The sequence below is a fragment of the Streptomyces sp. NH27 genome, from assembly GCF_056859195.1.
Genome location: NZ_JACEGK010000398.1, coordinates 1 through 7,412, shown reverse-complemented (window position 1 = coordinate 7,412; position 7,412 = coordinate 1). Strand labels below are relative to the sequence as shown.

General features: G+C 71.9%; 5 protein-coding genes and 3 pseudogenes. 2 read left to right on the top strand and 6 right to left on the bottom strand.

Translation table 11 applies throughout. The features are described 5' to 3' along the window. From AC13HU_RS27125 to AC13HU_RS27115, 3 genes and pseudogenes are all read right to left on the bottom strand, one after another. A pseudogene (locus tag AC13HU_RS27125) lies at positions 1-603 on the bottom strand (hypothetical protein); the annotation flags it as partial. 144 nt (positions 604-747) lie between these two features. Next, complete coding sequence (locus tag AC13HU_RS27120) at positions 748-1,683, bottom strand: N-acetylmuramoyl-L-alanine amidase (RefSeq protein ID WP_483044581.1); 936 nt, start codon at positions 1,681-1,683, stop codon at positions 748-750. Between the two features lie 10 nt (positions 1,684-1,693). Beyond that, positions 1,694-2,398, bottom strand: a complete 705-nt coding sequence (locus tag AC13HU_RS27115; protein WP_483044580.1) for a class I SAM-dependent methyltransferase — start codon at positions 2,396-2,398, stop codon at positions 1,694-1,696. Between the two features lie 263 nt (positions 2,399-2,661). On the opposite strand from AC13HU_RS27115, the gene AC13HU_RS27110 reads away from it, so the two are divergent. After that, positions 2,662-3,876 (top strand): cytochrome P450, encoded by a 1,215-nt coding sequence (locus AC13HU_RS27110; protein WP_483044579.1) that lies wholly within the window; start codon positions 2,662-2,664, stop codon positions 3,874-3,876. A 441-nt stretch (positions 3,877-4,317) separates the two neighbouring features. On the opposite strand, the pseudogene AC13HU_RS27105 reads toward AC13HU_RS27110, so the two are convergent. From AC13HU_RS27105 to AC13HU_RS27095, 3 genes and pseudogenes are all read right to left on the bottom strand, one after another. Then, positions 4,318-4,758, bottom strand: a pseudogene (locus tag AC13HU_RS27105) (GTP-binding protein); the annotation flags it as partial. After that, positions 4,742-5,095, bottom strand: a pseudogene (locus AC13HU_RS27100) (DUF742 domain-containing protein); the annotation flags it as partial. The pseudogenes AC13HU_RS27100 and AC13HU_RS27105, both read right to left, overlap by 17 nt. Further along, positions 5,092-5,541, bottom strand: a complete 450-nt coding sequence (locus AC13HU_RS27095) for a roadblock/LC7 domain-containing protein (protein ID WP_483044578.1) — start codon at positions 5,539-5,541, stop codon at positions 5,092-5,094. The pseudogene AC13HU_RS27100 and the gene AC13HU_RS27095, both read right to left, overlap by 4 nt. Before the next feature lie 403 nt (positions 5,542-5,944). On the opposite strand from AC13HU_RS27095, the gene AC13HU_RS27090 reads away from it, so the two are divergent. Continuing rightward, positions 5,945-7,387, top strand: coding sequence for an MFS transporter (locus AC13HU_RS27090; RefSeq protein WP_483044577.1), 1,443 nt, complete (start codon positions 5,945-5,947; stop codon positions 7,385-7,387). Positions 7,388-7,412: the final 25 nt, after the last annotated feature.

The following is a 7,412-nucleotide window of genomic DNA, read 5'->3' as shown; positions in this document are numbered from 1 at the left end:
ACCGTACGGCGGCTGCGGGGCCGGGGCGCCGCTGTAGGCCGGGTCGACCGACTGGGCGCCGCCCGGGTAGCCGTAGCCGGCCTGCGGCGCGGTCGCGCCGTAGGGCTGCGGGCCACCGACGCCGTACGGCTGCGGCTGCTGCGGCCGCGGGGCACCGGCCAGCGGGGCCTTGAGCGCGGGCAGCCGGTTGGACAGCACCGAGAGCACGGCGATGGCCAGGCCGAAGACCAAGGTCAGCCAGGCACCGGCACCCTTGTCCACGCCATCCTGGTTGTTGAAGAGGGTGGCCCACAGCGCGGTCCAGCCGATGAACAGGGACAGCGCGATCGCCCACTGGTCAAGGCCCAGGCCCAGCACCTGCCGGCCGACGAACTGCCCGGTCCTGGCGAACAGCACGGCGACGGCGACGATGATCGCGGCCAGCGTCACCGACGGCAGGATCGGGAAGGTGTCCGAGTGCCAGAGGTTCTCGGAGTGGGATGCGGACGACCCAAACGCCGAGCCGTAGTCGACTTTGTAGAACGGCAGGAAGGAGGCGATCAGCAGCAGCGCCGCTGAGCCGATCACCAGGCCGTCTCCTCGGGTCAGGGAGCGGATGTTCACGTCGGGTCCTGTCCTTTGCGATGCGAGATGCGGGAATCGGTTCGTCGGGGCGGGAAGCGGTGCCCCATCGTACGGGTGTGATCTTCGGCCGGGTGCCAGGTATGGGTCTTGGTGCACGATCCATACCGGACTGCTACAGCCCTGTCACCTCTTCCCATCGGCAGGCCCCGCGGGGGAACCCTCGAGAAAGGCGGTGAGACCGTCGGCGATCCCCTGGGCGGCGTGCTGCCGCCAGCCGGAGCTCGTCAACGACTTGGCGTCCTGCTTGTCGCGCATGTTGCCGCACTCGATGAACACCTTCGGCACGGTGGAGAGGTTGAGCCCGCCCAGATCGTCGCGGACCATCAACCCCCTTCCGCCGCCGAGGTAGTTGGCGAAGGGCTCACCGGTCGCCGCCTTGAAGTGCGTGCGCAGCGTGCCGGCCAGCCGCAGCGAAGGAGCGGCGATCTTCCGGGTGTCGGCGGCGCCCTCGTGCAGCGACTTGGGCGCGATCACGTGGAAGCCGCGCGCGCCGGCGGGCGCACCGTCCGCGTGGATGGACAGCGCGGCGTCGGCGTGCGCGTCGTTGCCGATCCGGGCCCGCTCGTCGACGCAGGGGCCGTACGGGCGGTCGCCGTTCTGGGTCAGTACGACCTTCGCGCCGCGCGCGACCAGGATCGCCCGCACCCGCCGGGAGACGTCCAGGGTGTAGGACGCCTCCGGGTAACCGGAGTTGGTCTCGGTCCCCGTGGTGTCGCATTCCTTGCGGTTCGTGCCGATATCGACCAGCCGGTTGATCTCTTCGGTGTGCTGGTAGTTGGTCGGATTGTGCCCCGGGTCGAGCACGACGACCTTCCCGGCCAGGGGAAGCGTTTCAGCAGACGGCTTCGCCGACGAGGGGGTGGCGCCGGGCGTGGACGTGCCGCCGCCGGCGTTCTTTCCGTCGGCGCCTCGCGCGCTGCCGGTGCTGTGCGTGCCGCCGGAACCGGAGCCCGAGCCCGCCGCTGTCCCGCAGCCGCTCAGAAGCACCGCCGCCGCCACTACGACCGCTGCGACGATTCCGCCGCCACGACCGCCCCCGTGTGACCCGTTGCTGAACACGCCCGCGACTCTATCGGCCCAAGCCGTCAGCTTGCACCCTGAGTGACTGTCCGTGGCCTCCGGCGGCCCCTCCGGGCCCGTCGATGCTCCCGCTCCCCCGTCGCAGCACCCGCAGCGTGCGGGTCACCGACACCTCGGTGAACGCCCCCGAGTCCAGCGCCCGCCGATAGACGCGATACGGGGCCTGGCCGCCGTCGGCCGGGTCGGGGAAGACGTCGTGGATCACCAGCACGCCACCCTCGGCGAGCAGCGGCGCCCAGCCCTCGTAGTCGGCGTTCGCGTGCTCGTCGGTGTGGCCGCCGTCGATGAAGACCAGGCCGAGCGGCTGCCGCCACACCTTCGCGACCTGCGGGGAACGGCCGACCACCGCGATCACGTGGTCCTCCAACCCGGCCGCGTACAGGGTCCGGCGGAAGTGCGGGAGCGTGTCCATCCGCCCGAGCGCGGGATCCACCAGTTCCGGGTCGTGGTACTCCCAGCCCGGCTGCTGCTCCTCGCTGCCGCGGTGGTGGTCGACGGTCACCACGACCGTGCCGGCCGCCGCGGCGGCCTCCGCGAGCAGCAGCGTGGAGCGGCCGCAATACGTGCCGACCTCCAGCAACGGCAGCCCGAGACCGGCCGCGGCCTCCTTCGCGGCGGCGTGCAGGGCCATGCCCTCGTCGAGCGGCATGAAGCCCTTGGCGGCCTCGAAGGCGGCGAGTACGTCCTTGTGCATGCCGCCAGCGTAGGCGCTCCGCGCCCGGCGCCCGGCGCAGCCCGGCCGCCCCTGATGACGCGCCCGCCGCCGCGTCCGTCTGCCCGGCCGGCCGCCCCTGGCGACGTACCCACCGCCGTGCCCGCCCCGCCGGGCCCGGCCGCCGCATCCGGCCGTGACCAGCAGTGACGGGCCAACTCGTATGGCCTGGAGGACCGTTCGTGCCTACGCTGGCCGGGTACGTTCCGGCAGGTTCCGCAGGTTCCCTACGACCAAGGAGTCTCATGTCCGTACCTGGTCCGGCCCATGACATCCTGTCGCCGGAGTTCGCCGAGGACCCCTACTCCAGCTACCGGGTGATGCGGCAGGAGACGCCTCTCGTCTGGCACGAGGCCATGCAGAGCTACATCGTGTCGCGCTACGAGGACGTCGAACGCGCCTTCAAGGACAGCACCTTCACCACCGACAACTACGGGTGGCAGGTCGAGCCCGTGCACGGGCGGACCATCCTCCAGATGAGCGGCCGCGAGCACTCGGTACGCCGCGCCCTGGTCGCGCCCGCCTTCCGCGGCCGGGAACTCCAGGAGAAGTTCCTGCCCGTGATCGAGCGCAACTCCCGCCAACTCATTGACGGTTTCCGGCAGTCGGGCTCGGCCGAGCTGGTCGGGCAGTACGCCACCCGCTTCCCGGTGAACGTGATCGCCGACATGCTCGGGCTGGACCAGGCCGACCACGACAGGTTCCACGGCTGGTACACCTCGGTGATCGCGTTCCTCGGCAACCTCGGCCAGGACCCGGAGGTCACCGCGGCCGGCGAGCGCACCCGGGTGGAGTTCGCCGAGTACCTGCTCCCGGTCATCCGGCACCGCCGGGAGCACCTCGGCGACGACCTGCTCTCCGCGCTGTGCGGTGCCGAGGTCGACGGCACCGCGATGAACGACGAGGACATCAAGGCGTTCTGCAGCCTGCTGCTGGCCGCCGGCGGCGAGACCACCGACAAGGCGATCGCGAGCGTCTTCGCCAACCTGCTACGGCACCCCGACCAGTTGGCGGCGGTGCGGGACGACCGGGCGCTGATCCCCCGCGCGTTCGCCGAGACGCTGCGCTACACGCCCCCGGTGCACATGATCATGCGCCAGGCCGCCGAGGACGTGCCGGTCGCCGGCGGTGTCATCCGCAAGGGCAGCACCGTCACCTGCCTGATCGGCTCCGCCAACCGCGACGAGCAGCGGTACGCCGACCCGGACACGTTCGACATCTTCCGGACCGACCTGAACAGCACCAACGCGTTCTCCGCCGCCGCCGACCATCTGGCGTTCGCGCTGGGCCGGCACTTCTGCGTCGGCGCGCTGCTGGCCAAGTCCGAAGTGGAGGTGGGGGTGGACCAGTTGCTCGACGCCATGCCGGGGATCAGGCTCGCGCCGGGCGAAGTCCCCGTCGAGCGGGGCGTGTTCACCCGTGGCCCGGCGTCGGTCCGGGTGGAGTTCGACCCGGTGTGACCGGCCGGGCGGCCGGCCCGGCCACCCGTCGCCGACGCGTGCGCGTCAGTTGACATGGGCCGAGGTGAAGTGGACCGGCAGCACGTCCAGGCCGCGCATCCAGATCGACGGCCGCCAGGCCAGTTCCGCCGGCCGCACCGCCAACTCCACGTCGGGCAGCCGGTCGAGCAGCACCTCCACCGCGGTGCCGGCGATCGCCTCGGCCAACTCCGGTGCCGGGTAGGGGCAGCGGTGCTCGCCGTGGCTGAAGGAGACGTGCGCGCTGTTGCCGCCGGTGCCGGCGTGCCCGTCGGGGCGCACCTCGGGGTCGGTGTTGGCCGCGGCCAGCCCGAGCACCACGCAGTCGCCCTGCCGGATTCGGCGGCCGCCCAACTGCGTGTCCCGGCCGGCGAAGTTCTGCGTCGGGGTGTCCTCCCACAGCACCTCGGGCAGCGGCGGCCCGAAGTTGTTGCGGGCCACCACGAACGGCAGCCCGTGGTGCTCCAACCGGTCGATGGCGTACCAGGAGTCGGCGACCCGGCGCGGGTCCACCAGCACCACAGCGCCGAGCGTGCCGGAGAAGAGCCGGTCCCACAGGAACCAGAAGCGCTCCTGGCCTGGGGCGCCGAACAGGTACAGCACCATCCGCTCGTTGAGGCTGATCCGGCCGAAGTCGAACGCGACCGTGGTGGTGACCTTGCCGTCCACCCCGGTGGTCTCGTCGATGCCGATGCCGGCCCGGGTCATCGTCTCCTCGGTGTTCAGCGGGCGGATCTCGCCGACCGAGCGGACCATGGTGGTCTTCCCGACGCCGAACCCGCCGACGATCACGATCTTCAGTCCCTGGTCCGCGGTGTCGGCCAGCGGCGCACGCGCGGGCGGTTCGGAGGTTGCGGAGTCCAACGAGCACCTGCTTCAGAAGTTCGGAATCGGGCAGCTCGGCACCCGCCGACGTGCTGGGGTGGCGGGCGGTGACCTTGCCGGTGTCGAGAAGGTCGGCCAGCAGGATGCGCACCACGCTCACCGGCAGCCGCAGGTCGGCCGAGAGTTCCACGACCGCCGTCGGCGTACGGCAGATCCGCAGGACGGCGACGTGCTCGGACTGCATGCCGGCCGACGGCCGCGACTCGCTGACGATGAGGGCGACCAGGTCCAGCCGCACGTCTTCCACGCGGCTGCGGCCCCCGGTGACGGTGTAGAGCCGGTCCGGGTTCTCGCCCTCGACGGACCCGCGGGTCATACGGAGTCCTCGCCCGGCCTTCGCGGCGGTGCGGTCAGGTGGTCGCCCAACTGCTCCACCAGCTCACTGGTGTTGTGACCGATCATCCCGGCGTCGGCGTCCTGCGCGGCCAGCACCGCGAGGTGCGCGCCCTCGCCGGCCTCCACGATCACCAGCAGGCCGCCGTGGAACTCGGTCATCGACTGCCGCACCCCGCCGGTGCCGTCCCCGAACTCCACGGACGCGCCGTGCGACAGGCTCTGGATGCCCGACGCGATGGCGGCGAGCTGGTCGGCCTGGTCGACCGTCAAACTGGTGGACCAGCTCATCTTGAGGCCGTCCCGGGAGAGTACGAGCGCGTACCGGCTGCCGGGAGCGCGGTCGAGGAGACTGTCCAGCAACCAGTCCAGGTTGCGATCGGTGGTCTGTATCGCGGTGAGGGCCCGCCCGGTGCTGCTCCGGGTCACTGGCCCCTTCCTCCAACGTTTTCGGTGAAGCAGCTGCGGCTGTCAGCGGCGTGCGATAGGGCCGCGGGGAGCGGTGAGTCCGATCGGATCTGGTGCATTCCGGATTGTTCCGGGGCGGGAATTATCGCGTCGCGGCGGATTTCCCGCCGGTTGTTTCGCCGGGCGGATCATCAACGGGATTGACCGCGGAGGGGGTTGGCGGGTGGAGCGGCACCGGATGAGTGTGGGTGGACCGCCGCCGGGTGGACGTACCGCCGCCGTACCTCCTCCGAACTGCCCCCGGACCTCCCCCTTACCGCCTTCGGACCGCCTCCGTACCACCTTCGGACCGACCGGGGGGCGTAGGTCCCGGATAGGCCGAAATCCCGATGCCCCGCGGCAGGTCGACCGGGAGGATGGTCGTATGAGCGAACTCTTGGGGCAGCGCGCGCCCACCTCCCGCACCCGCCGTTCCGCAGCCCCCGCGTGGGCGGTGCTCGTGGCGGTCTGCGCGGGCCAGTTCCTGGTCGTGCTCGACGTCTCCGTGGTCAACGTGGCGCTGCCGTCGATGCGCACCGCGCTGAACCTCAGCGACAGCGGCCAGCAGTGGGTGGTGAACGCGTACGCCCTGACCTTCGCCGGCTTCCTGCTGCTGGGCGGCCGGGCCGCCGACCTCTTCGGCCGCAAGCGCACGTTCCTGGTCGGCCTGGGCCTGTTCACCGCGGCGAGCCTGGCCGGCGGCCTCGCGCAGGACGAGTGGATGCTGATCGGCGCCCGCGCGGTGCAGGGCCTCGGCGCGGCGGTGCTCGCCCCGACCACGCTGTCCATCCTCACCACGTCCTTCCCCGAGGGCTCGGAGCGCACCCGGGCGATCGGCACGTGGACGGCGGTCGGCGCCGGCGGCGGGGCGGCCGGCGGCCTGGTCGGCGGGCTGCTCACCGACTACCTGTCCTGGCGCTGGGTGCTGCTGGTCAACGTCCCGGTGGGCGCGCTGGTGCTGGTGGGCGCGGCGCTGTGCCTGACCGAGAGCCGCGCCGACCGGGCCCGCCGGCTCGACATACCGGGCGCGGTCCTGGTCACCGCGGGGGTGGCCGGACTGGCGTACGGCATCGCGCAGAGCGAGTCGCACGGCTGGACCTCGACGCACTCGCTGCTGCCGCTCATCGCGGGCGCCGTGCTGCTCGCGGTGTTCACGCTGGTCGAGGCGCGTACGACGGCGCCGCTCATGCCCCTGCGGCTGTTCCGGGTGCGGTCGGTGTCCGCGGCGAACACCGTGCTGCTCGGGTGCGGCGCGGCGACCTTCTCGACCTGGTACTTCCTCTCCCTCTATATGCAGAACGTGCTGCACTACAGCCCCGTGCGGGCCGGGGTGTCCTTCCTCCCGCACACCATCGCCGTCATCATCGGCTCCAAACTCGCACCCCGCCTGATGGGCAGGGTCGACGCGCGGCTGGTCGGCGCGGCCGGCGGGGTGCTCGCCGCGGCCGGGCTGGCCTGGCAGAGCACCCTCACCGTGCACGGCGACTTCGCCGGGACCATCCTCGGGCCGGGCATGGTCACGATGTTCGGGGCGGGCCTGCTGATGACGCCGATCGCGGCGGCGGCCACCTCCGGGGTGGCGATGAGCGAGCAGGGCATCGTCTCCGGGCTGCTCAACACCTCACGCCAACTCGGCGGCGCCCTCGGGCTCACCATCCTCGCCACGGCCGCCGCCGACCGCGCCTCCACCCGGCACGCACACGGAGCCGACGACCTCCATGCCCTCACCGCCGGCTACGGCCTCGCCTTCCTCATCGGCGCGGCGTTCCTCGCGGCGGGCACCTGCCTGATCGCGCTCCTGCCGAACCCGACCCCGAAGCCGGCGTAGCTCCTGCGGAGTTGCTCAGCCGGCC

Excerpts from the sequence above, each read along its gene's own strand:
- AC13HU_RS27115 (WP_483044580.1), bottom strand. The coding sequence starts at position 2,398 with ATGCACAAGGACGTACTCGCCGCCTTCGAGGCCGCCAAGGGCTTCATG.
- AC13HU_RS27110 (WP_483044579.1), top strand. The coding sequence starts at position 2,662 with ATGTCCGTACCTGGTCCGGCCCATGACATCCTGTCGCCGGAGTTCGCC.
- AC13HU_RS27090 (WP_483044577.1), top strand. The coding sequence starts at position 5,945 with ATGAGCGAACTCTTGGGGCAGCGCGCGCCCACCTCCCGCACCCGCCGT.